Origin of the sequence: Polynucleobacter sp. Fuers-14 (genome assembly GCF_018882045.1) — a bacterium.
Lineage (GTDB): Bacteria > Pseudomonadota > Gammaproteobacteria > Burkholderiales > Burkholderiaceae > Polynucleobacter.
Window position 1 is genome coordinate 166,463 of sequence record NZ_JACVPG010000021.1, and the last position, 22,897, is coordinate 189,359.

Genomic DNA, 22,897 nt, shown 5'->3' on the forward strand with positions numbered 1-22,897 from the left:
GGTGCAGGCAATAAAAAAGGAGTCCGAAGACCCCTTTTGACAAACTTAGACTGCTACTTTAATGACCAGCATTCTTGTTGGCATCATCAATAAAGCGCTTACGAGCCGGCGCCAAAATGAACTTTGCCGCAAAGGCCGCAGTAATTGTCACGATTGCGCCCGCAATGAAAACCGTATTCCAATCCCCGGTTGAGGAAAGAATGGATGCCAAAGGCACCAACAAAGAAGCAGTTCCTTTTGCTGTGTATAAAGTGCCGGCATTACCAGCCGCATTTTTCACACCAAATGTATCCGCACAGATCGCTGGAAAGATCGAGAAAATTTCACCCCAAAACAAGAAGATCAATGCAGCAAAAGTCATAAATGCATATGGGTCTTTACCAAAATGCATCAAACCGAGCATTGATAAACCTTCACCAAGGAAAACGAAGAACATTGTGTTCTCCCGCCCAAAACGATCCGAAATAAATCCACACAGAGGGCGAGTAAAGCCATTGCACAGGTTATCAATTGATAAAGTCATTGTGAGTAGTGGCAAAGTAGTGCCGAATAACACCATTGGCAATTTCGCAAGGCCCCAATCTTTAGCAATCGGACCAATTTGCGCAGTTACCATTAATCCACCGGCAGCCACCACCACGAAGATGACATAGATTAGCCAGAACAAAGGTTTTCTGATCATTTGTCCGGAGGTGTAATCCACTTTAGTTGTAACAATGCGAGGCGCAGCCTGCACCCCCTTTGGTGGGGTTGGCTTAGTCATGAGCAATGCTAAACAAAAAATCAATGCGCCTTGTGCAAGGCCAAAGAACAAGAAAGCATGTTCATATCCATCAGAAAGAATCATGTTGCCGATTGGAATTACGGTAATTGCTGCACCAGCACCGAAGCCAGCAGCAGTTAAGCCCGCGGCAAGACCGCGCTTATCCGGAAACCATTTGAGCGCATTTCCAACGCAAGTTCCATACACGCAGCCAGCACCAATACCCGCTACGACAGCTGCCGCATACAGCATTTCGATTGAGTTGGCATAGCTATCCATCACCCATCCGGCAGCAGCAAAGATTGAACCAATCAGAATAACAATTCTTGGACCAAATTTATCCACCATCCAACCTTCAACAGGGACTAACCATGTTTCAACTACGATGAAGATAGAAAAAGACAATTGAATTGCAGATAAGGCCCAACCGGTTTTGATTTGAATGGGGTTAACAAACAAAGTCCATGCATATTGAAGATTGGCAACCAATCCCATGCAAATAATCCCAAATACCAACTGCGCCCAACGGTTATGCCATGGCTTATTCACTGTCCGTGCTCCTTTTAATTATTTCTCTTATAAATTTCACGCCCTCTTTAGGGGCTCAATCATTCTCAAACATCATCCTCTTTATTATCTTGATTGGAATCAAGATAATTTTATTTGCGCACTAGTGATTACCCCTAAGCCAAGTAATTGAATTGCAAGGCACTTCCACTTAGTTGCCAGCATTCCCAATTCCCCTTGGTCATAAAAAAAGCCACCCGAAGGTGGCTTTTGAATTGCTGTAATTTTTAAATTACATGCCGCGGTAAGCGCCGTCAAAATCATAGTGACGAGCTGGCTTGTCTTGGCTTGGCTTGCTTTCAGAAAAAAGCTGGTTGATCATATTCAATAAAACAGTCATTTGAATCTCCTTAAGGGTTAGTACCTAGATTATAACCCTAATACTAATGCAATGCAGCAGGCCTAAAACACGGATGCGCAAGTCGTAACCCTCTGTTTTGACAGAGAATTCACTCAATTGGGGGGATGCCCTGGTGGCGCCTGCCGAACTGGGATTGGCAGGGTAAATCTTTTTTAGCGGAACCGATCTAGCAGTTTTTTGCTGACTTTATCCAATTGCGTAGAGTCTTTGATGAGAAATTGTAGTCCGTTGGAATCGGCAATCAGCAATGTATTCCCGGCAATTCGACGAATGTCTTCTTCGCCCTTGAGGCGAATTCGAGTTGGGCCTCGATCCGTTTCGATATCCCAAATACTAGGGGTAGCGAACGTAGAAACCTTAGTGATCTTCTCAATAACGGGCATGAACTCGCGTTCAGCCAATTCTTCCTCGATCAATCCAAGTTCCGCTTCAGAAATAGCGGTGATATCCGAAAACCAGTAAAGCTCTTTTCCAGATTGATTCATGATGCTAATACCAGCAGCAGGTGCAGCAATTGGAAAAGCTCTGACAGGATGAACGCCAATGTGTCGCTCACCTTTGTTGTCGATAAAGACTAGACGGCCTAGCGCATCACGCTCTAACTGATGAGTCTGACTCATACTCCACCCCCAACGTGCTTAGCTACTTCTTCCAGTTTTTCTTCTTGCTCTTCTTCCAGACTTTCACCAATAGCACCGCCTTCAACGAGCTCTGCAGCATGACGCAGCTGGGCTTGATACAGGGTGTAATACGCGCCCCGGGCTTCCATCAGCTGATCGTGAGAGCCTATTTCCACAATCTCACCTTTATCTAGAACCACTAAGCGATCTGCTTTTCTTAAGGTGGAGAGGCGATGGGCGATTGCAATCGTAGTGCGGCCCTTAACCAGGTTATCCAAAGCACGCTGAATTTCTTTTTCAGTAGTGGTGTCAACCGATGATGTTGCTTCATCCAGGATCAAAATGCTTGGATTAATAAGCAGTGCACGTGCAATTGATATGCGTTGACGTTCACCGCCAGAGAGTGATTGACCACGCTCTCCTACTAAGGAGTCATAACCTAGAGGGAGGCGCAGAATAAATTCATGGGCATGAGCGGCGCGTGCTGCCTCAATAATTTCTTCGCGAGTCGCATCAGGTTTACCGTAAGCAATATTCTCTGCAATCGTGCCGAAGAATAAAAATGGTTCTTGCAATACCAAACCAATACGCTTGCGATAGTCAGCAATTCTGATGCTGCGAATATCCCGACCATCCAAAGAAATCGATCCTGCACTCACATCGTAGAAGCGGCAGATCAAGTTCACCAAAGTGCTCTTACCAGAACCACTATGACCTACTAGGCCAATCATTTCGCCTGGCGCGATATCTAAGTCAATACCTTTAGAAACAGCACGATTACCGTAACGGAAGCCTACGCCACGCAGGGAGATGCGGCCTTTGACTTCACCCAAAGGCGCTGGATTGATAGGCTCAGGAACGCTAGAGACGTGATCCAAAATATCAAAAATACGTTTAGCGCCAGCGGCTGCTTTCTGGGTATGGGAAACGATCCGGCTCATAGAATCTAAGCGAATATAAAAACGCCCGATATAGGCCAAGAATGCAATCAAGACGCCAACAGAAATTTTCTGGTGCGCAACTTGCCAGATACCAAAACCCCACACCACTAGCAAACCGGTTTCAGTAAGCAAAGTTACCGTGGGAGAAAACAATCCCCACACGCGATTCACGCGATCATTGATTTGTAGATTGTGCTTATTAGAATCCACGAAGCGCTTAAGTTCGCGATCTTCTTGTGCAAATGCTTTAACTACTCGAATGCCTGGAATAGTGTCCGCCAAAATATTAGTTACTTCAGACCAGATGCGGTCAATCTTTTCAAACCCAAAACGTAAACGATCACGCACTACATGAATCATCCAAACAATGAATGGCAATGGTGCCAAGGTAACCAAGGCCAGCAAAGGATCAATGGATACCAGGATGGCCGCGGTCATGGTGATCATCAACACATCGGTAGCAAAGTCCAGCGCGTATAAGGAGAGGAAAACGCAAATACGATCGGTCTCAGCGCCAATGCGGGCAATCAAGTCACCTGTTCTCTTGCCGCCAAAGTATTCCAGCGAAAGTTTAAGTAGATGTTCGAAAGTAGTATTGCGTAAATCAGCACCAATGCGCTCGCTCACCAATGCAAGTAAATAGGTCTTCCACCAACCCAGACCCCAAGCAACAATTGCAGCGCCAAACAATGCCAACAGATACATGCTGGCCAAATGAAAATCAATTGGATTGCCGCGCTCATATGGAATCAACACATGATCCATTAAGGGCATAGTGAGATACGGCGGAATTAAAGTCGCGCCTGTAGATAACAGAGTCAACACAAAACCCAACAACAATTGTTTCTTGTAAGGGCGTGCAAAACGCCAAAGCTTGAAGAGCGTCCAAGTAGATGGCGGTGCATCATCCTCAGGATCACAAGTCGGACAAGAATCAGAATTAGCGGGCTTAGGACTTAAGCAAACCTGGCAGACCTGCTTGTCATACTCGCTGACCTCACCATTGCTCATTTCCTCGCCACGAGTTAATTGCTTAAAACTAGATTGCAGGCGAAGCACTTGGGGATTTACCGCCAGGGTGAAATTCCAGGCTCTCAACAATTTATCGGGGGTTTCTAGGCGGAGATGCCCTACTCCAGCATGATCACCGTGAATTAAATGGGTGTCCGTCTCCAACTTCCAGGACTCAAATACCTTGCCGTCCGTCCAAAATAGACCTTTTTCGTTGAGCAAAAGCAGGCTTTTTTCAAAGCGTAAATCGGCGCCCAAATCGAGCTCAACCCAAGCTAGTAGGGCTTCAGGGCTCTTTACTGGGGAAGTTTCAGCCTCCAAAACAGCCAACCAATAACTCGGTAGCACGGGGGCAAAAGGTAGGATTTGTGGCTTCATTGACCTTAAAAGTATAGTGGAGCTGAATTTTTTAGATTTATTGCTCCTGTCAACTTTAGGGGGTCAAAAGCCGTTAAATTGTCTAAGTAGGCCCTTTTATGTATTTTTGCCAATTTTGTGAGTTTTTCAAATAACTATTAGAAACAGAGAGACTGTCTGACGCGTCAACGCCAAAAGCTGGCGCTGACCATCGCAATACTGCATATGCCCCAATTACTAGATAAATCCATCGAGATTCTGAGCGTTAAGCATCTCCGTGGTCCCAATATGTGGACTTACCATCCCGTGATTGAGGTTTGGCTCGATATTGGCGATTTAGAGGACTACCCCTCTAACCTCATTCCTGGCTTTTATGAACGCTTAGTTAAAGCCCTCCCAAGCCTTGTTGAACATCGCTGTAGCTATGGTGAAACTGGCGGATTTTTAAAGCGCGTTGAAGAAGGCACCTGGCCTGCTCACATTCTCGAACACTTAACTCTTGAGTTACAAAACTTAGCCGGTATCCCTGGCGGTTTTGGCAAGGCACGTGACGGCGATAGGCGTGGTGTTTACAAAGTGATGGTTAGCGCAATCAATGAGGAGGTCACACTCACCGCTCTCAAATATGCGCGTGATCTTTATTTAGCTCTAGCGCAAGACAATGCTGACTGCGTTGCTCTTGTGCAAACCATCATCGAAAATTTACGTGATCTTGGCGATGATCTTTTGCTGGGTCCAAGTACAGCATGTATTGTGAATGCAGCCGAAGAGCGCGGCATTCCATCGATTCGTTTATCTGAAGGCAACCTGGTTCAACTGGGTTACGGCGCTAAACAACGCCGCATCTGGACAGCAGAGACCGATCAAACAAGCGCAATTGCGGAAACCATTTCTCGCGACAAAGATTTAACTAAGAGCTTGCTACGGAGCGCCGGAGTTCCAACACCCGAGGGTAGAACCGTTACTAGCCCTGATGATGCCTGGGAAGCGGCGCAAGATATTGGCTTACCAGTAGTAGTGAAGCCAATTGATGGGAATCACGGTCGTGGCGTATTCATCAACCTATATACCCAACAAGAAATTGAAGCAGCTTATGCCGTTGCCATTGATGAAGGTAGCGAGGTTTTAGTTGAACGTCACATTGTTGGTGATGAGCATCGCTTGCTAGTCGTAGGCAACAAAGTAGTTGCTGCGGCAAAAGGTGAAACCGTATGGGTCACTGGTGATGGGAAACATACTGTTCATGAACTGATTCAACTACAGATTAATTCTGATCCCCGTCGCGGCACCGCAGAAGAGCACCCTCTTAATCCTGTACGCATTGATTCTGCAGTAGAGCTCGAGCTGGCACGTCAACAATTAAAAGGTGACAGTGTTCCTGCAATAGATCACAAGGTACTGATTCAAAGTAACGGCAACGTGGCATTTGATGTTACTGATTTAATTCATCCCGATGTTGCTAGCCAGGTAGCCTTAGCTGCTCGTGTTGTTGGTCTTGAAATTGCCGGTGTTGATTTAGTAGCGCAGGACATTAGCAAACCATTGGCAGATCAAAATGCTGCCATTGTTGAAGTCAATGCAGGCCCTGGCCTACTGATGCATCTCAAACCCGCAAGCGGCAAACCACAACCTGTTGGCAAAGAAATTGCGAATCATCTCTTTCCACCTGGAGTGGATTTCCGCATTCCTGTAGTTGGTGTCTGCGGTGAACACGGCAAAACCCCTGTTGCTGAAATGATTGCCCATTTTTTGCGCTTAACAAATGTCTATGTTGGTCTTTCTTGCAGTAAAGGCCTGTTCTTTGGTAATCGAGCTATTCCAAACTCCAATGCATCAAATTGGGAGAATGCCCGACGCACCCTACTTAATCGCGCAGTAGAGGCAGTTGTAATTGAAAACAATCACCTGTCAATGTTGATAGAAGGGTTGGCCTACGATCGCTGTCAAGTTGGTGTCGTACTCAATGTTGATCCAAAGGCAAACTTCCCGCAATACGCTATTTACGACGAAGATCAAGTCTTTAGTGTCGTGCGCACCCAGGTTGATGTCGTTCTTCCAACCGGTGTTGCCGTACTCAATGCTGATGATCCAATGTGCGTACAAATGGCTGAGCTTTGCGATGGTCAGGTGATTTTCTTTAGCGAGAATTCGGACTCTGAGATTATCAAATCTCACTTAGCAAACGGTGGTCGTGCAGTTGTCATTGGCAAACAGCAAATTACCTTGAAATCTGGAAAGCTAGATCAGAAATCTATTCCTGTGCCACGTCACTCTGAAGCCAACCACTCTACTCCTTGGAAGACCATGAATTTAGGTGCAGCTATAGCAGCAGCCTGGGCTCTTGAAATTCCATTTAACGTTATCGAAGCAGGCGCAGAAACATTCGTGCCTGACGCCACTACTGCTACAGGGGCTTAATTGGAAATTACCCGTATTCGCATGTTGCGCGGCCCAAATTTATGGAGCCGCCACACCGCTTTAGAAGCGATTGTTTCTTGTGATGAGTCTGAACGCTCAATCGATTCTATCCCTCAATTTGAAACCAAGATTCGTGAGCGCTTTCCTCAATTAGGCAGCATGCGTCGCGGCGGCCATAATGAAGTGCTTTCTTTAGCTCATGCTCTTGAGCATGCAGCGCTTGGCCTTCAAGCTCAAGCAGGTTGCCCCGTTACCTTTAGTCGCACAGTGCAAACAGTCGATGTTGGTGTTTATCAAGTGGTAGTGGAATACACCGAAGAAGTCGTGGGTCGCATGGCTTTCGACTTTGGTTTTGCTTTGATTCAAGCCACCCTCAACGATGCACCGTTTGATCTCGCTGCCGCCCTCTCAGAGTTAGAAGCTCTTTACGAAGACGTTCGCCTTGGACCAAGCACTGGATCCATTGTTGATGCAGCAGTACAGCGCAACATCCCCTACCGCCGGATGACCGAAGGCAGCATGGTGCAGTTTGGCTGGGGTAGCAAACAGAAACGTATTCAAGCTGCAGAGACTAGCGATACCAGCGCGATTGCTGAAGCGATTGCCCAAGACAAAGAGCTCACCAAGAACTTACTTGCCGCTGCTGGCGTATCCGTTCCTATTGGCGAAGTAGTTACCACTGCTGATGATGCTTGGCGTGCTGCTCAAAAAATTGGCGGTCCGATTGTTTTAAAGCCGAAAGATGGTAACCAAGGCAAAGGCGTTGTTGCCAACATTCAAACCGAAGAAGAGGTCCGCGCTGGCTTTATTGTGACCCAAGCCTTTGGTCGGGAAACCATTGTTGAGCGCTACCTCCCTGGTGCAGACTACCGCTTGCTCGTCGTTGGCAACCGCCTCTCGGCCGCTGCTCGCCGTGAGCCAGCACAAGTAGTTGGCGATGGCAGTCACTCCGTTGCAGAGCTAGTTGAAATCGAGAATAAAAATCCATTGCGTGGCGACGGACATGCAACAGCGCTTACCAAAATTCGCTTTGATGACATTGCCATGGCGCATCTGGCAAGCTCTGGCCTCACTCCACAATACGTTCCCAAGACTGGCGAACGCGTTCTACTGCGCAATAACGCTAATCTCAGTACTGGCGGAACCGCTACTGATGTTACTGACGATGTTCATCCAGACGTGGCAGCAAGTGCAGTGGCTGCCGCCCAGATGATTGGTCTTGATATTGCTGGTGTGGATATCCTTTGTGAAAACATTTATAAGCCACTGGAACAACAAGGTGGCGGTATCGTTGAAGTCAATGCCGCGCCCGGTTTACGTATGCACCTCAAGCCTTCATATGGCAAAGGACGCCCCGTTGGCGAAGACATCATCAATATGATGTTCCCACTAGGTGAAGATGGTCGCATTCCAGTGGTAGCGGTTACCGGCACGAACGGCAAAACTACTACGGTGCGCCTTATTGCTCACCTGTTAAATGAAACTGGCCTACGCGTTGGCATGACAGGAACTGATGGCGTTTACATCAATCATCGCCTCATCGATACCGGCGATTGCAGTGGTCCTAAAAGTGCTCGCAATGTATTAATGCATCCCGATGTAGATGCTGCCGTACTTGAAACTGCTCGCGGTGGAATGCTCCGCGAAGGTCTTGGCTTTGATCGCTGCGAAGTTGCGGTGGTAACCAATATTGGCGAAGGTGATCACTTAGGCCTTAATTACATTACTAGCGTTGAAGATTTAGCCATTCTCAAGCGCGTAATTGTGCAAAACGTTGCCCCAACCGGTGCCGCAGTACTCAATGCGGCAGACCCAATGGTTGTGAAGATGGGTGACAAGTGTTCTGGTCGAGTGATTTTCTTTGCCCAAAATCAACATCACCCAGTCATTGCCGCTCATCGCGCTAAGAATAAAAAAGTCATTTATTTTGATGGCACCTACATTGTTGCCTCCAAGGGATCGCGTGTGATGTATCGCTTCCCCGTTAGCGAAATTCCCCTGACCCAAAATGGCGTACTAGGCTTCCAAATTGAAAATGCCATGGCTGCGATTGGCGCAGCCTGGGCTCTTGGTCTTGATGCTGAAAAGATTGCTCGCGGTTTACATAGCTTTGAAAGCGATCCGAATTCCGTACCGGGACGCTTTAATCAATTTCAACATAATGGCGCCACCGTCATTGCTGATTATGGTCACAACCCCGATGCTATGCGCGCCCTTACTAGCGCCGTTGAGGCCATGAAACCCAAGAAGAGCCACGTGGTTATTAGCGGTGCAGGCGATCGTCGTGACGAAGATATCCGTGATCTAACCCGTATCTTGGGCAACTCATTTGACAACGTCATTCTTTATCAAGATGCCTGCCAACGTGGCCGTGAAGATGGCGAAGTATTAAAGCTATTGCAAGAAGGCTTAGTTGGCGCCACTAAGGCCAAACAAGTCAAAGAGATTCATGGTGAATTTAAGGCTATTGATACAGCTCTAAATGATCTTGCTGCAGGCGATATTTGCTTGATTCTGATTGACCAAGTGGAAGAGTCTCTTGCTTACCTTAAACAACAGGTGAGACCTTAATCACAACTGTATGGTCATTAAAAAACCCAATCGCTTGATTGGGTTTTTTATTAGTGAAGCACTAATGCACTTATGAGTGATAGCTCTGAATGCGGTCAATTTCTTCTTTAGAGCCTAGCATTACAGAAACTCGCTCATGCAAGTCTGTTGGCTGCAAATCCATAATGAGATCCGTTCCATTGGTAGATGCACCACCCGCCTGCTCTACCAGGAAACTCATTGGATTGGCTTCGTACATCAGGCGCAACTTACCTGGCTTGTGCGGTTCACGCTGATCCCATGGGTACATAAATACCCCGCCACGAGATAAAACACGATGCACATCCGCCACCATCGAAGCGATCCAACGCATATTGAAATCCTTGTCACGGGTGCCACTGACGCCAGCTAAGCACTCCTCAACATAACGACGTACTGGGTCAGCCCAGTGGCGCATATTGGACATATTGATTGCAAACTCTTTGGTTGAATGAGAAATCTTTACCGCATCCTTGATGAGCAGAAACTCACCAGTCACTTTATTCAAGGTAAACATCACCACACCATCACCCAAGGTCAAGGCCATCGTGGTTTGAGGTCCATACACTACATAACCCGCAGCAACTTGATGACGCCCTGACAACAAAAAGTCAGAGGTCTGCAAAGGTGCATTCGGATCTTGTTTCTTGAGAACTGAAAAAATAGTTCCAATCGATACGTTCACATCAATATTGGATGAGCCATCGAGTGGGTCAAATAACAGCAGGTAATCACCTGTACCTTGAACTGGAACTGGAAGCTCCATTTCTTCTGAGGCTAAACCTGCGAGTGATTTACAACCCTTTACGCCGTCGATCAGCAAATCGTTTGCAATGATGTCAAGTTTTTGCTGAACTTCACCCTGCACGTTGCCAGTGCCTGCGGAACCCAACAAGCCAATCAAGGCGCCCTGCGCTACTTCATGACTGAGAGTTGAGCAGGTGTTAACAACCGCGGTCAGCAAATCTTGCAATCCAACCGGGATAGCAGCACCAGCCGGCTTTGTGGAGGTCAAATATTGCTTGAAATTGATATGAGTACTTGAGGACAAGGGTATTTCTCCAAAGCTCTATTGAAATTAAGGTCTATTTTGCCTTGTTCTTGGGTGCCATCATAATTTATAGCTTATCGATACGAAATTACGCACTTTAAAACAGGGGTTTTAGCAATGATAGTCAATGTTGATGACGAATTGATCCGGGATGCCATGCAGTATTTCGATCCACAGCTTAGCCCTAGCGACCTGATTAACGAGGCAATTACAACCCTTGTTCGCTTGCAGGCTACTAAAAAACTGGTGGCCCTAGGGGGGATGACTCCTGAAATGAAAGACATCCCACGTTAAATTTAATTACCCAGCGCCTTTCCAATCACTTCCCTCACATCGGGAGAGAGTGTTGGGCATGCAGAAACACGCTCTAGAGCCGCTTTCATATGATATTGATAGGGTTGGGCAAATAAACGCCAGCGGTCCAGCGCTCTTGCAAGACGAGCTGCTACCTGAGGATTGATGGGATCAAGAGCTAATACGCTATCGACCCAGAACTCATAACCACTGCCATCCGCCTGATGAAAGCTAGCTGGATTGTTAGCGCAGAACGAATGAATCACGCTGCGAACTCGGTTTGGATTGTTTAACTTGAATGCAGGATGCTCGCGGAGCTTCTTCACCTCGGCGAGAGTGGAGTCAAGACCGTCAACAGGGGGACGACTAGATTGCAAGCCAAACCACTTATCGATTACCAAGGCGTCATTGGCAAATCGATTGTAAAAATCAATTAAGCAATCTTTAGCTTGTTTTGCGCCGTGCACCACTAATGCGGCTAAGGCTGCATAACGGTCAGTCATATTGTCAGCAATTTGATATTGATTGGCTGCCATTGGCGCCCATACTGCTGGTGCCGCCTCCAGCAACATACTCAATGCTAGATTTTTCAGGGCACGCTTACCAGCATCTACCCCATCAGACTTAAATGGTCCAGGTGTTTGCATCTGCTGATACAAGGCAGCCCACTCGAGTTGCAACTGTTTGGCAATCTCTTTACGGAAAGCGCGTCGCGCAGTAAATATCTTCTTAGGATCAACGCTCGTGCATTGCTCATACAAATAAGACTCTGCAGGCAGCGTTAAAGCCAGATCCTTAAAAGCGGGATCCAAATTAGGGTCTAACAAGATATTGCGATACGCCTCAATCAGTTTTTCATCAGGCAAACGATTATTTAAAATCATTTGCATCGCCAACTTCTGACCAGCCTCCCAACGATTAAATGCATCATCATCGCTTGAGAATAAAGTGAGAAGATCCGCCTCGGATTGCTTGAAATCTAAATTAATAGGCGCAGAGAAGTTGCGATTAATTGAAAGCACTGGTTGCTCTTCAATATGGTTAAAAGTCCAAGTTTGAGTTTCTTGCGTTAATTCCAATAACTGCTCTGCTTGGTCATTCGCCTTTGTAATTAAGCGCATCTTCAATGGAATATGAAAGGGCTTCTTCTCGGGCTGGCCTGGGCTAGGCGCACAACTTTGCGTCAGCGTCAGCTGGTACTGCTTTTTAGCGGCGTCATAGTGCTCTTGCACCTTAACCCTTGGGGTGCCGGCCTGGCTATACCAATTCTTAAACTGAGTCAGGTCCTTGTCATTGGCGTCTGCCATCGCAGCCAAGAAATCATCGCAGGTAACCGCCTGACCATCATGGCGCTTAAAGTAGAGATCCATTCCTTTGCGGAAGCCGTCTTTACCCAAAAGAGTTTGATACATCCTAACAACTTCTGAACCCTTCTCATAGACAGTAACGGTATAGAAATTATTGATTTCTTGATACTCATCCGGGCGAATCGGATGCGCCATTGGGCCTGCATCCTCAGGAAATTGCAATTGACGAAGCAAGCGAACATCTTCAATCCGCTTTACTGCCCTGCCGGATTCACTACCCATTTGATCAGCAGAAAACTCTTGATCTCTAAATACAGTCAAACCCTCTTTCAGGGATAACTGAAACCAATCCTGGCAAGTAACGCGGTTACCTGTCCAGTTATGGAAGTACTCATGAGCAACGACACTCTCAATATTGGCAAAGTCTGCATCTGTCGCAGTTTCTGGCTGGGCAAGAACAAACTTGGTATTGAAAATATTCAAACCCTTGTTTTCCATTGCGCCCATATTGAAGTCACTTACGGCCACAATCATAAAGCGCTCTAAATCCAACTCCAATCCAAAACGCTTTTCATCCCAATGAATAGAGGCAATCAGGGAGTCCATTGCATGTCGAGTCTTCTTGAGGTCATGCGGCTCAACCCAGATCTGCAGTAACTTCTTAGCACAGCTACTAGTGGTAATGGTTTCTTCAATGCATTCCAACTTACCAGCAACCAAGGCAAACAAATAAGATGGCTTAGGAAACGGATCTTCCCAAGTGGCGCTATGCCATCCATTAGGTAGTTTTTCTGTAGTCAGTAAGTTGCCGTTGGATAACAGCACCGGACACTCTGCTTCGCGCGCACGCAATGTCACGCGATAACGCGCCATCACATCCGGGCGATCCAAGAAGTAAGTAATCTTTCTAAAACCCTCTGCCTCACATTGAGTAAAAAAGTTCCCGTTGGAAACATACAAGCCCATCAGAGTAGTATTTTTCTCGGGGACGCAAACGCAAATAATTTCTACGACAAACTTTTCTTTACCTTCATTTGGCAGCGAATGAATCGTCAGTGTTTCTGGTGTTAATTCAAAATGACGATGGGCTTCACCATTGATGCGCAAACTAACAAACTCGAGCTCTTGTCCTACCAAAACCAAGGGGGTGCCTGCCTTAAAACTTTTGCCCGGCAAAACCTCAATGCGACTCTTCACAATGGTTCGCGCTGGATCTAGAGCGATATCGAGTTCAACATGATCGAAGGTGTATGCAGGCGGGAGGTATTCGAGCCTACGAAAGCTCAGGGGGAGATCGGTTTTCATGAGCCTATTTTAAGTCTTGGCTGGCAGCTGGGTTGGTTCGCTATCTCAGGCCCATACCAGGGTAGCCAAGCCAATTGCAATAAAGGTGACGGCTGCAACCGCGTGCACCCATTTAATTGGCATGCGTTTCGTGAATTTCTGACCAATCCAGACGGCGGGGGCATTTGCCAGCATCATCCCCAATGTGGTGCCAACCGTTACAGAAACTACATCCTCGTAGCGGGCGCCCAGGGCAATGGTCGCAATTTGCGTCTTATCGCCCATCTCAGCCAAAAAGAATAATCCCACTGTTAGCAAAAATACCTGCATGGCTTTGTCAGCAACCTTAGAGCCAGCTGCATCGTCAATATGATCTGGCACCAATAACCACAAACCAATGCCCAAGAAGCTCAATCCTAAAATCCAACGCATCACGTCCGGTGACACTAGAGTAGTAAGCCAATGACCCAATAAAGCAGCACAAGCATGATTAGCAATCGTGGCAATAAAGATGCCTGCAATGATCGCTAATGCTTGCTTGGGATAGCGAGCCGCAAGCATTAATGAAAGCAATTGGGTTTTATCCCCCATCTCTGCTAGGGCAACTACCCCGGCAGAGAGGGTTAAGGCTGAAAAATCCATAAATGATGTAGGTCCATAAAGTTTTGCGTGTCAGGGATAGTTTAAATCCTAGCGCTCACTAGACCCAATCATTTGGAAATATATTGCTACGCCACTAAAAGCTCCTCGGCCATTGCATAGTCTAGGCCCTGAGCCATTGCAACTGGCTTTGATGTCAACATCCCTTTATGCACACTCAAACCATTGCGCAAGTGATGATCAATTGAGAGCGCTTTCATCACCCCCCGGTTTGCCAAAGCCTCAACAAACGGATAAGTCGCGTTGGTTAAAGCAAAGGTAGATGTTCTTGCAACTGCTCCGGGCATATTGGCAACGCAATAATGCAGTACGCCATCTACTAAAAAAGTTGGATCAGCATGCGTAGTAGGTTTGGATGTTTCAAAACAGCCGCCTTGATCAATGGCAACATCCACCGCAACCGAACCAGGCTTCATTGTTTTAATCATTTCACGCGTCACCAACTTGGGAGCCGCTGCTCCAGGTAGCAAAACCGCTCCAATCACGACATCCGCTTCACACACTTCTTGCTCAATCAACAAGCTGTCAGAATAAAAAGTTCTGACGCGATTGCCATAGAACATATCGATCTGACGCAAGCGATCAATATCACGATCAAAGATGCAAACATCAGCCCCCATACCGACCGCCATTTGCAAAGCGTTACGGCCCACGACGCCACCGCCCAGAATGACAATCTTGGCCGGTGATACGCCAGGCACACCAGCCATCAACACACCTAAGCCACCATTGGTTTTCTCTAAATGCGATGCTGCTGCCTGGATGGACATGCGGCCCGCTACTTCACTCATGGGCGCCAATAGAGGGAGAGCGCCATTCATAGCAGTCACTGTTTCATAGGCAATGCAGGTAGATCCTGATTGCAACAAAGCTTTTGTCTGCCTCGGATCTGGCGCTAAGTGTAAATAGGTAAATAAAATTTGATCCTCGCGCAGCATGGCGCATTCTTGCGCCTGAGGCTCTTTGACTTTGACAATCATCTCCGCCCTTTGAAACACTTCTGCTGCACTATTCACGAGGCAGGCACCGGCAAGCCGATAAGACTCATCCGTTAAGCCGATTTGCTCGCCGGCACCTCGCTGAATCAGGACAGAATGTCCCTGCTTACAAAGTCCACTGACATTACCCGGGGTTAACCCCACCCGGAACTCATTATTTTTAACCTCTTGAGGTACGCCAATAATCATTGCCTTCTCCTATTATTTAAAGTCACGTTGGATTGCTGTTTTGCGATGTAAGCCCACGACATAAAACATTGCGAGATACACGCCCAATAAACACGGCCCCACTATGAGTGCGATCCGTGCATCCTCATGAAAGCCCATCAACACCACCACTAATCCGATGAATGCCAGAGCGAACCATGAGGAATAAGGCCACCAAGGAGCGCGATACCCTAACTCCGCCACTTGGGATTTGGATAGCGAGCGACGGAATTTGATCTGTGTAATTAAGATCGCGATCCAGACCATTAGTCCAATAAAGGTCACTGCAGCCATCATGTATTGAAAGGCTTTGTCAGGTACAAAGTAGTTCAGCACTACACCTGACATACAGACCCCGACTGTAGTCATCACCGCTCGATGAGGAACGCCATGCCGTGAGAGCTTTGAAAAAGATCTAGGAGCGTAGCCGTTAGACGATAAGGAGTAGAGCAAGCGTCCACCACTAAAGATGCCTGCATTACATGAAGAGAGTGCTGCAGTGATCACGACAAAGTTAATTAAGCCCGCTGCTTCTCGCAAACCCAGCCTTTCAAACATCACTACGAATGGACTGCCTTGCTGCCCAACTTGATTCCAAGGAAAAATTGCCAAAATAACCAGGATGGCACCCATGTAGAAAATGAGAATCCGCCAAGCCAATGAATCAATGGCCATCGGAATGGTTTTTTGTGGACTCTCAGCCTCGCCTGCAGAGAGACCAATCATTTCTATACCAACATAAGCAAACAAGACCATTTGCAATGACAACAACATTCCGCTAATGCCATTTGGAAAGAAGCCGCCGTGTTGCCATAAATTATTCAGACCAATGGGCTGCCAATCATTGGTAAAGCCAAACAAGATGACCGAACCTCCAAGTGCAATCATGGCGACAATCGCTACCACTTTGATCAGAGCAAACCAAAACTCAAATTCTCCAAATACCTTTACTGCAATCAGGTTGATTAAGCCCATCATCACAATAGAAGAAAGTGCCCAAATCCACTGCGGGGTCTCGGGAAACCAAATGCCCATATAGATGCCAACCGCAGTAACTTCAGCAATTCCAACCACAATCCAATAAGTCCAGTATCCCCAGCCCACCATATACCCCGCCAGCGGACCCACATAGGTATTGGCGTAGGCTGCGAAAGAACCGGCTACAGGTTCATGCACCGCCATCTCACCAAGTGTCCGCAGAACAATGAAAGCAACAATGCCTGCCAGCAAATAACCTAGAAGAATGGATGGGCCTGCTATTTGAATTGCGCTTGCCGACCCTAAAAATAATCCAACGCCGATCGTTGAGCCTAAGGCCATCAAACGAATATGCCGCACTTTGAGGTGACGTTTTAAGCCAGAGTGTTCAGTCTGCAAGGGAGACCTCCTTTCGATTTGTCATTGGCAACTTGCCAACGGAGCAAAGTCTAGGGAGGACTGGTGATCAGTACTAGGGGAGAAAAATTACTAAAGTGATTAATTAAATAAATCTATTTAGGAAAATATTGAAATGTCTTTGAAATCAACGCCGAGTTTGAAATAAATTATTTCTGATTGCAACAGAATCAGTAATTTCCTACAGGGAATCCCCTTAAGGATTTACAGTAATTTTTGAGAAAAACTTACTGTGCAGAGATGAGATTCAGAATTTCTGCGGCAGCTGCAAGCCCACAAGCAGCCGTTACCATCACGGTGGAGCCATAGCCCGAGCAGGCCAGACCTCCGCTGGAAGCTCCCGCTCGTGGTTCATGCGAATAAATTGCACGAATGCCAATTTTTTTCTTCAGATTTCTGGAGAACCCATGATCTTGTCTGAGTCCCTGGCGAACCTTAGCCAATAAAGCATCTTGTTCGGTACGAGAAAGATCTTCGCAGCGCACCGATGTGGGATCTGACTTACCACCAGCAGCACCACACATGACTAAAGCACGATTATTTTTCACGGCCCACACTGATAAAGCAATTTTGGTTTGTACTGAATCGGTCGCGTCTAATATCAATGCATTTGCTGGAATAAGTCGATCTAAGTTTTCTGGCTCCAAGAATTCATCGCAAGCAGTCAAATTGATCTCTGGATTAATTTGCAGAATGCGCTCCTTCATCGCCTCGACTTTTGCTTTGCCGAACTGCCCTTCTATGGCGTGCAGCTGTCGATTGGTATTGCTTTCGGAGATATGATCAAAATCAATAATGACAAGGTGTCCAATACCCGTGCGAGCTAAGGCCTCTGCCGCCCAGGACCCAACACCCCCTAGACCAGCCACCACTACCGTTGCATTCAGAAAGCGCTCGCGCAGTTCTGGCCCATAGAGTCGTGAGACCCCGCCAAAACGACGATTTTCTAAGCTACTTTCTACCTTGTCTTCTGCCATAGCTTCTCTTTATACTGAATAAATGGACTCCATTGCACAACTTCGCAAAAACTATACCTTTGGTCAGCTCTCAGAGACCGAGGTTCCCCAAGACCCGCTCCCGCTTTTCAAGCTTTGGTTTGATCAAGCTGTGAAAGCAGAATGTCCTGAACCCAACTCAATGACCTTGGCAACAGCTAACCAAGCTGGCAATCCATCAGCCCGTATTGTCTTACTAAAAGGCGCAGACCAAAATGGCTTTACCTTTTTTACTAACTACGAGAGTCAAAAAGGCAAAGACTTGGCCATCCGCCCTCAAGCAGCCCTCCTCTTCCATTGGCATGAATTAGAGCGCCAGGTACGTATTCAGGGTATTGTTGAACGGGTTAGTACAGCCGAAAGTGATGAGTACTTCCATTCTCGCCCAGCCGCCTCCAGAATTGGTGCCTGGGCCTCGCCTCAAAGCACTGCTATCCCAAACCGTGAATTCTTAGAAGAAGCGGAAAAACGTTTTAAGGCAGAGTTTGGTGACACACCTCCACGCCCAGAGCATTGGGGTGGTTACCGCTTACGCCCTACTGAAATTGAATTCTGGCAGGGACGCCCATCTAGATTGCATGACCGCATGCACTACAAACTAGAAGGTGCCGACTGGCGAGTGAATCGCCTAGCACCCTAGAAACTGTTAACCCTCAGGAATATTGCGGCGCTATAAGCGATTTAAATTTCGCCCTAAATTTAGCCAGCTTAGGTGCGACTACCGCCATGCAATATCCTTGATTGGGATGCTGCTGAAAATAATTCTGGTGATAGTCTTCTGCGGGATAAATGGTTGGCGCAGCATCGATCTGCGTCACCACTGGATTGGCATAGATTTTTGAATCCTCAAGCTCTTTCACTACCTCGTGCGCAATCTCAGACTGCTTTTCACTGTGCGTAAAAATCACTGAGCGATATTGCGTGCCATGATCATTACCTTGATAGTTCAAGGTAGTCGGATCATGAATCACGAAAAGGATTTCTAATAAATCCCTAAATGAAACAATTTGCGGATCAAACAAGATATCGACAATCTCGGCGTGGCCTGATACACCCGTGCAAACAGCCTCATAAGTTGGATTAGGTCTAGCGCCACCGGCGTAACCAGAAACCACAAACCGAACCCCAGAAATTTGCTGGTAAACCGCTTCCAAACACCAAAAACAGCCCCCACCTAAGGTGGCACGCTCTAAAAGTGGTTCTTTTTTATCTAAATTTGTTTCCATGGCTTTATCCTAATGCCTTATTCCAATACCTGCCAACTATTAATAGACTATGAATCGCTTCACTATCCAGCTCGATGAAATGAAAGCAGCCTACGCTGCAGAACCAAACCCTACCCTCGAAGTGAGACTGGATCGAATTGCTCGCATTGAAAAAATGATTGAGGCAAATGAAGAAAAAATCTGCAAAGCCCTCGAGGCTGACTTCGGGGTGCGCCACCCAGTAGAAACGAGACTTGCTGAATGCCAGATGATTTATCAGACCTGCAAGCACACCCGCAAGCATCTCAAAGAATGGATGAAGCCTGAGCAAAGAGAAGTTCCAACACACATGGGCGCCTCGCAGGCTTGGGTTCAAAGTCAATCACTAGGCGTAGTTGGCATTCTGAGTCCATGGAACTATCCAGTTCAATTAGCGCTCATTCCAGCAATCGCCGCTTTTGCTGCTGGTAATCGCGTTTGGCTCAAGCCATCTGAACGAAGCTCACGCACCTCTGGATTTATTGCTAGCTTAATTCAAGAGTATTTCCACCCTAGCGAGTTCTGCGTCACCACTGGTGGCCCAGAAGTAGCCGAGCAATTTTCAGCACTGCCTTTTAATCATCTTTTCTTCACTGGCTCAGGAGCCATTGGCAAAAAAGTGATGCGTGCTGCCGCAGAAAATCTGACGCCAGTCACTTTGGAACTTGGCGGTACAACACCCGTCATCATTGATAAGAGCGCCAAACTCAAAGATGCTGCAGCCTCTATTGCTTACGGCAAATTACTGAACGGCGGTCAAACCTGCATTGCCCCTGACTATGTTTTGCTAGAGCAAGGCATTCAAGCAGAATTTATTCAAGAATTACAAACTGCAGCTCAAACCCAATTTAGCAACCCTGAAGAACTGACAGGCCCTATTGATGAGCGACAACTGGAATACTGGCAGCATCTAGTCAGCGACGCTCTAGACCGTGGTGCAAAAGTGATTCCTTTGCTCAATAACCCTGGTGCTGGTGCAAGACCATTCGAGCCCATTGCATTGGTCAATGTTCCGCCGGAAGCCCGCGTTCTTCATGAAGAAATCTTTGGGCCCATTCTGCCGATCGTGACTGTTGCAGATACCTCGGCAGCGATTACTTATGTCAACAACAAACCCAATCCCTTGGCTCTATATTGGTTTGGCAAAGATAAAAAGAATATGAAGCGGGTTTTAAATGAAACGTGTTCTGGTGGCGTCACCATTAATGACACGCTCCTACATATCACCATTGAAGACCTTCCTTTTGGTGGAGTGGGTGCGAGTGGCATGGGAAGTTATCACGGCAAAGCAGGCTTTAATACCTTTAGTCATCAAAAGTCGATTCTGGAAGTACGCGGCTTCTTTGGTTTAAACCTTTTCAAGGGAACTAAAACTGCGCGCCCTCCATATGGAAAGATGACTGAGTGGCTTTTGCGTTATCTCAAATAAAGAGATAAACAAGCGATACTTCTATTACTAAGCTCAGAAGATGAAGCTTTAAACCTCTATTTCTGAATTAAGTCGGGAAAACCCTTGTAATCGAGTGCTGAAAATGCCATAATAGGAGGCTTTTTAAAGCAATTTGATTCATCGCCCCCCAGCTCTATTTCAGCGTACCGTTTAGAAGTCATAAACACAGAAGTCACAAAACGCGCTGCCGCTTGTCTGATGGTCGATGCCTTTGACCATCGCACCCTATAAAAAACAATGGGTGCAACATACGGAGACATCCCTTAAAGGGGATGTGTAATAGCATGACTTTTTCTAAAGAAACTAATCACGAGTCGAAAGACTCAAAGAGCACTGGAACTGAGTTCCAGAATTTTGCCCTAGCGGCATCACTCCTTAAAAACGTTGCTGAACTGGGTTATACCCAAGCCACATCCGTGCAAGCTCAGGTGATTCCTGCGGCTTTAGCTGGTGGTGACTTATTGGTCAGCAGCCAAACCGGTAGCGGTAAAACCGCAGCCTTTTTATTGCCTTTGATTAATCAACTCATCGAAGACAACCCGAACAACTCACCTGTACCAGGTCGCGCACAACCTAAAGTGTTAGTGCTCTGCCCTACTCGTGAATTGGCTCAACAGGTTGCCGCTGATGCAGTGAACTTAGTTCGTGGCATGAAAGGTATCCGTATTGCAACTGTGATGGGTGGCATGCCTTACGGCAAGCAGATCCAGGCATTGAAAGGTGCGTTGTTAGTTGTTGCAACTCCAGGTCGTTTGCTCGACTTGTGCGATAGCAAAGCAATTCGCTTAGATGATGTTAAACAACTCGTTATCGATGAAGCAGACCGCATGCTTGACATGGGATTTGCTGATGACCTTGAGGCAATTGATAAGCGTTGCGCAGGCCGTAATCAAACTTTAATGTTCTCTGCAACTTTTGCGCCAAAGATCATGTCTTTAGCAAACGAGTTGACTACAGATGCCAAGCGTATTGAACTTGCTCACGCAGGTGAAAAGCACGCCAACATTGAACAGAAGTTACATTGGGCTGACAGCATGTCACACAAGCATAAATTGCTCGAGCACATTTTGGCTGATGCTGATTTGGATCAAGCGGTTGTGTTTGCAAGCACTCAGGTTGAGAGCGAAAAAATTGCTGACACATTGCGTGCCAATGGCTATGAAGCTACTGCCCTACACGGTGCAATGCCTCAAGCTGTACGTATGCGTCGTCTCGAGTCCTTACGTAAGGGTCACACCAAGATTTTGGTTGCGACTGACGTAGCAGCTCGTGGTATCGATGTGCCACGTATTAGTCACGTGATTAACTTTGGCTTGCCAATGAAACCAGAAGACTATACGCATCGCATCGGTCGTACAGGTCGTGCAGGTCGCAATGGTGTTGCTATCACTTTGGTTGAACATCGTGATCGCGCGAAGATCCGCAATATCGAACGCTTCACACAGCAAGATATCGTTGCTTCAGTCATCGCTGGTCTTGAGCCACAAGCCAAGCCAAGCTTTGGTGGTGGCGGTGGTGGCAATCGCTCTGGTGGCGGTCGTTCTGGTGGTGGCTTCGGCGGTGGCAATCGCTCTGGCGGTGGCGGCGGTCGTTATGGCTCAGGCGCTCGCTCAGAGTCTCGCTCTGGCGGTGGCTTCGGTGGTGGTAATGCTGGTGGTGGTCGTTCAGGCGATTCACGTCCAGCTCGCTCTGCTGACTCACGTCCGGCACGCTCTGGTGACTCACGTCCAGCAGGCGGCCCGCGTTTTGCTAAACCAAAGGCCGGCGGTCAACGTCGCAGCTTTAGCGGTAGCTAAAAATGATTCACCGTAATCGTCTCCGTTCTGCATGGAATCGAGTCGGTTCCGGTGAAATCCATCGGGCGCCACGCGAGTGGCAACCTTGGCTAAGCGATATAGGGTCTCTCACCCAAAAAATTGAGAAGGCAATTGGGCAAAAGCTAGAAGTTCAGGTTTTGCGCGACTGTCCTCAATCACTTAATAGCGACGAAAGTCGCTATTTTCATTTAAAGCTCAGACGCTGCAGAGTACGTGAAGTACTGCTCTGCTCAAATGGCATTCCTTTAGTGATGGCACACAGCGTTATTCCAACACTCAGCTCCAGTGGCAGTAATCATCAGGTCTTGCGCTTAGGCACTAAGCCCTTGGGCGCAGTCTTGTTTAGCAAAACTCGCAAACACTCCAAGGCCAAGCCACCGCGCGATATTGCACGTCTAGATAAAAGCAGTGAATTGTGGAAAAAGTGCTCTAAGCACTTTGCTGGCTTGGACTCACCCTTATGGGCAAGACGCACCCTCTATCACTTAAAGGGTCATCCTATTTTGGTAAATGAGATTTTCTTGCCTGCCTTACTACAGACCGCAAAGCGTTAGTTATTCGCTTTTTC

At 47.2% G+C, this 22,897-nt stretch carries 16 protein-coding genes and 1 pseudogene; 7 read left to right on the forward strand and 10 right to left on the reverse strand.

What is annotated here, in order from left to right; translation table 11 throughout:
• Positions 1–58: 58 nt before the first annotated feature.
• The 3 genes from oxlT to ICN40_RS10780 all read right to left on the reverse strand — a co-directional run bounded on the left by oxlT (position 59) and on the right by ICN40_RS10780 (position 4,641).
• On the reverse strand, positions 59–1,258 hold the full coding sequence (gene oxlT / locus ICN40_RS10770) for an oxalate/formate MFS antiporter (RefSeq protein WP_237767790.1): 1,200 nt from the start codon (positions 1,256–1,258) through the stop codon (positions 59–61).
• A gap of 585 nt (positions 1,259–1,843) precedes the next feature.
• Entirely contained in the window at positions 1,844–2,311 is a 468-nt protein-coding gene (locus ICN40_RS10775) for a DUF1854 domain-containing protein (protein ID WP_216243917.1), read from the reverse strand.
• The gene (locus tag ICN40_RS10780; RefSeq protein WP_216243918.1) at positions 2,308–4,641 is read right to left on the reverse strand and encodes an ABC transporter ATP-binding protein; all 2,334 of its coding nucleotides are present in this window, start codon (positions 4,639–4,641) and stop codon (positions 2,308–2,310) included. The genes ICN40_RS10775 and ICN40_RS10780 overlap by 4 nt, the downstream gene beginning before the upstream one ends.
• Positions 4,642–4,845: 204 nt before the next feature.
• Between ICN40_RS10780 and cphA (ICN40_RS10785) the strand changes: the two are divergent.
• Together cphA (ICN40_RS10785) and cphA (ICN40_RS10790) are read left to right on the forward strand one after the other, a co-directional pair.
• A pseudogene (cphA, locus tag ICN40_RS10785) lies at positions 4,846–7,026 on the forward strand (cyanophycin synthetase); the annotation flags it as partial.
• A 12-nt stretch (positions 7,027–7,038) separates the two neighbouring features.
• The gene (gene cphA, locus ICN40_RS10790) at positions 7,039–9,609 is read left to right on the forward strand and encodes a cyanophycin synthetase (RefSeq protein ID WP_072583755.1); all 2,571 of its coding nucleotides are present in this window, start codon (positions 7,039–7,041) and stop codon (positions 9,607–9,609) included.
• Positions 9,610–9,679: 70 nt separating this feature from the next.
• Here cphA (ICN40_RS10790) and ICN40_RS10795 read toward each other — a convergent pair whose 3' ends face one another.
• The gene (locus ICN40_RS10795; RefSeq protein ID WP_216243920.1) at positions 9,680–10,678 is read right to left on the reverse strand and encodes a class 1 fructose-bisphosphatase; all 999 of its coding nucleotides are present in this window, start codon (positions 10,676–10,678) and stop codon (positions 9,680–9,682) included.
• 117 nt (positions 10,679–10,795) lie between these two features.
• On the opposite strand from ICN40_RS10795, the gene ICN40_RS10800 reads away from it, so the two are divergent.
• Positions 10,796–10,972 (forward strand): type II toxin-antitoxin system VapB family antitoxin, encoded by a 177-nt coding sequence (locus ICN40_RS10800; protein WP_216243921.1) that lies wholly within the window; start codon positions 10,796–10,798, stop codon positions 10,970–10,972.
• 2 nt (positions 10,973–10,974) lie between these two features.
• Here ICN40_RS10800 and pepN read toward each other — a convergent pair whose 3' ends face one another.
• From pepN to ICN40_RS10825, 5 genes are all read right to left on the reverse strand, one after another.
• Entirely contained in the window at positions 10,975–13,584 is a 2,610-nt protein-coding gene (gene pepN, locus ICN40_RS10805) for an aminopeptidase N (protein ID WP_216243922.1), read from the reverse strand.
• A 45-nt stretch (positions 13,585–13,629) separates the two neighbouring features.
• Positions 13,630–14,205, reverse strand: a complete 576-nt coding sequence (locus tag ICN40_RS10810; protein ID WP_216243923.1) for a TMEM165/GDT1 family protein — start codon at positions 14,203–14,205, stop codon at positions 13,630–13,632.
• A gap of 86 nt (positions 14,206–14,291) precedes the next feature.
• A complete protein-coding gene (ald, locus tag ICN40_RS10815) occupies positions 14,292–15,410 on the reverse strand; it encodes an alanine dehydrogenase (protein ID WP_216243924.1) in 1,119 nt (372 codons plus the stop codon).
• Positions 15,411–15,422: 12 nt separating this feature from the next.
• Entirely contained in the window at positions 15,423–16,805 is a 1,383-nt protein-coding gene (locus ICN40_RS10820) for an amino acid permease (RefSeq protein ID WP_216243925.1), read from the reverse strand.
• A gap of 245 nt (positions 16,806–17,050) precedes the next feature.
• Positions 17,051–17,800, reverse strand: coding sequence for a ThiF family adenylyltransferase (locus ICN40_RS10825; RefSeq protein ID WP_216243926.1), 750 nt, complete (start codon positions 17,798–17,800; stop codon positions 17,051–17,053).
• Positions 17,801–17,822: 22 nt separating this feature from the next.
• Between ICN40_RS10825 and pdxH the strand changes: the two genes are divergently transcribed.
• Complete coding sequence (pdxH, locus tag ICN40_RS10830) at positions 17,823–18,458, forward strand: pyridoxamine 5'-phosphate oxidase (protein ID WP_072583763.1); 636 nt, start codon at positions 17,823–17,825, stop codon at positions 18,456–18,458.
• Positions 18,459–18,471: 13 nt separating this feature from the next.
• Here the strand turns inward: pdxH and msrA are convergent, their stop codons facing one another.
• Positions 18,472–19,044, reverse strand: coding sequence for a peptide-methionine (S)-S-oxide reductase MsrA (gene msrA, locus ICN40_RS10835; protein WP_216243927.1), 573 nt, complete (start codon positions 19,042–19,044; stop codon positions 18,472–18,474).
• A gap of 49 nt (positions 19,045–19,093) precedes the next feature.
• Between msrA and ICN40_RS10840 the strand changes: the two genes are divergently transcribed.
• The 3 genes from ICN40_RS10840 (at position 19,094) to ICN40_RS10850 (ending at position 22,883) form a co-directional block, all read left to right on the forward strand.
• Positions 19,094–20,491 (forward strand): coniferyl aldehyde dehydrogenase, encoded by a 1,398-nt coding sequence (locus tag ICN40_RS10840; RefSeq protein ID WP_216243928.1) that lies wholly within the window; start codon positions 19,094–19,096, stop codon positions 20,489–20,491.
• A 305-nt stretch (positions 20,492–20,796) separates the two neighbouring features.
• A complete protein-coding gene (locus tag ICN40_RS10845) occupies positions 20,797–22,308 on the forward strand; it encodes a DEAD/DEAH box helicase (protein ID WP_216243929.1) in 1,512 nt (503 codons plus the stop codon).
• Positions 22,309–22,310: 2 nt separating this feature from the next.
• Positions 22,311–22,883 (forward strand): chorismate lyase, encoded by a 573-nt coding sequence (locus ICN40_RS10850; RefSeq protein ID WP_216243930.1) that lies wholly within the window; start codon positions 22,311–22,313, stop codon positions 22,881–22,883.
• Positions 22,884–22,897: the final 14 nt, after the last annotated feature.